Annotated in this window: 1 protein-coding gene; it reads left to right on the top strand. The window is 69.5% G+C overall.

Annotation, left to right across the window (positions count from 1 at the left end; translation table 11 throughout):
• Nucleotides 1–316: 316 nt before the first annotated feature.
• On the top strand, nt 317–1,719 hold a 1,403-nt coding region (locus tag LQV45_RS30205), incomplete at its 3' end, for a bifunctional glycosyltransferase family 2/GtrA family protein (protein ID WP_230010893.1).

Here is a 1,719-nt window from a genome sequence, read left to right as displayed (position 1 = left end):
GTCCAGTCCCTGCCCGCCTCGAAGATGGCGAGCGCCGGCGCCGATTACATGACCAACTACCGGACCCAGATCAACTGGGGCCTGAACTACGTCAAGTCGCGCTACGGTTCCCCCTGCGGCGCCCTGAACTTCCACTACGCACACAACTGGTACTAAACCGGCACTAGCCGCCCCCGCCCTGGAGGCCCCGGATCCGCATGGATCCGGGGCCTCTTTGCGTCTCCACGGCCGGACCGGCCCCTGCGGCCCGGACTTCCACAGCCCCCGCACAGCTTGACCCTAAAGCCCTCATATGGGCCGCCGGGAAAGTTGAGCCATGACATTCACAGACCAGGCCACAGGAACCCTGCCCCGCTCCACGGCGACGCCGGCCGGCCCGGCGGCCCCCGGGGCACTCTCGGGGCTTGCGCTGGCCGACGCACCCGTCCCGGGCCCGATCGCTGGGGCCCTGACCGGCCCCGGCGGCCGGCGCACGGCCATTGATACGCGCGCCAGCACGCCCCTGCTGGACGTCACCATCCCGGTCTTTAACGAGGAACGGGACCTCGAGGCCTGCCTGCGCCGGCTCCACGCGTACCTGCTCGGCGCCTTCCCGCATTCCTTCCGGATCACCGTGGCGGACAACGCCAGCACCGACGGAACGCTCAAGGCCGCGGAACGGGTAGCCCGCGAGCTGCGCGAAGTGACGGTGGTCCATATGGCAGAAAAGGGCCGCGGAAACGCACTCCGCAAGGTGTGGCTGGCCTCGCCGTCGCCGGTCCTGGCGTACATGGATGTGGATCTTTCCACTGATCTGGCGGCCCTCGGCCCGCTCCTTGCCCCGCTCATTTCCGGGCACTCCGACCTGGCGATCGGGACACGGCTGACCCGCAACTCCCGCGTGGTCCGCGGACCCAAACGGGAATTCATCTCGCGCAGCTACAACTTCCTGCTCCAGGCCCTCATGGGCGCCCACTTCAGTGACGCGCAGTGCGGCTTCAAGGCGATCCGGGCGGACGTGGCCCGGCAACTGCTTCCCCACACGCTGGACAACGCCTGGTTCTTCGACACCGAGCTGCTGGTCCTGGCAGAAAAGTGCGGCCTGCGCGTCCACGAAGTCCCGGTGGACTGGACCGACGACCCGGATTCCAGCGTGGACATCGTCCAGACGGCCCTCGCGGACTTGCGCGGCATGGCACGGTTGAGCCGGGACCTGGTCTCGGGCCGGATCCCGGTTCCCGACCTGCGCGCGGCCCTGGCCCGCGGACCGCTGCCGGCCGCCTCCCGGACCCAGGAACAAAGCCCCGGCGGAAGCCTCTTCGGACAGCTCGTCCGCTTCGGCAGCATCGGGGTGGCCTCCACCCTGGCCTACCTGGCGATCTTCCTGCTCTGCCGCGGGTTCATGGACCCGCAGCTGGCAAACTTCCTCGCGTTGCTCACCACCGCCGTGGCCAACACTGCGGCCAACCGGCGCTTCACGTTCGGCATCCAGGGCGGCAGCCAGGCGGCTCGCCACCATTTTGAGGGGCTGCTGGTCTTCGGCATCGGGCTGGCCCTGACCTCGGGCGCACTCGCCCTCGTTCACGCCGCGTCGGGAGCGGCCCCGGACCGCTGGCTTGAACTGCTCACGGTCACCGCCGCCAACCTGGCCGCCACGGCCGTGAAGTTCCTGCTCTTCCGGTTGGTGGTTTTCCGCCACATGCCCGCCGTTGCCGTTCCGGCGCCCGGCGCCCCCGATCC

This window comes from Microbacterium sp. Bi128 (assembly GCF_918698205.1).
Note: the sequence above shows the minus strand (reverse complement) of the source record. Positions and strands in the feature narration are given on the sequence as shown.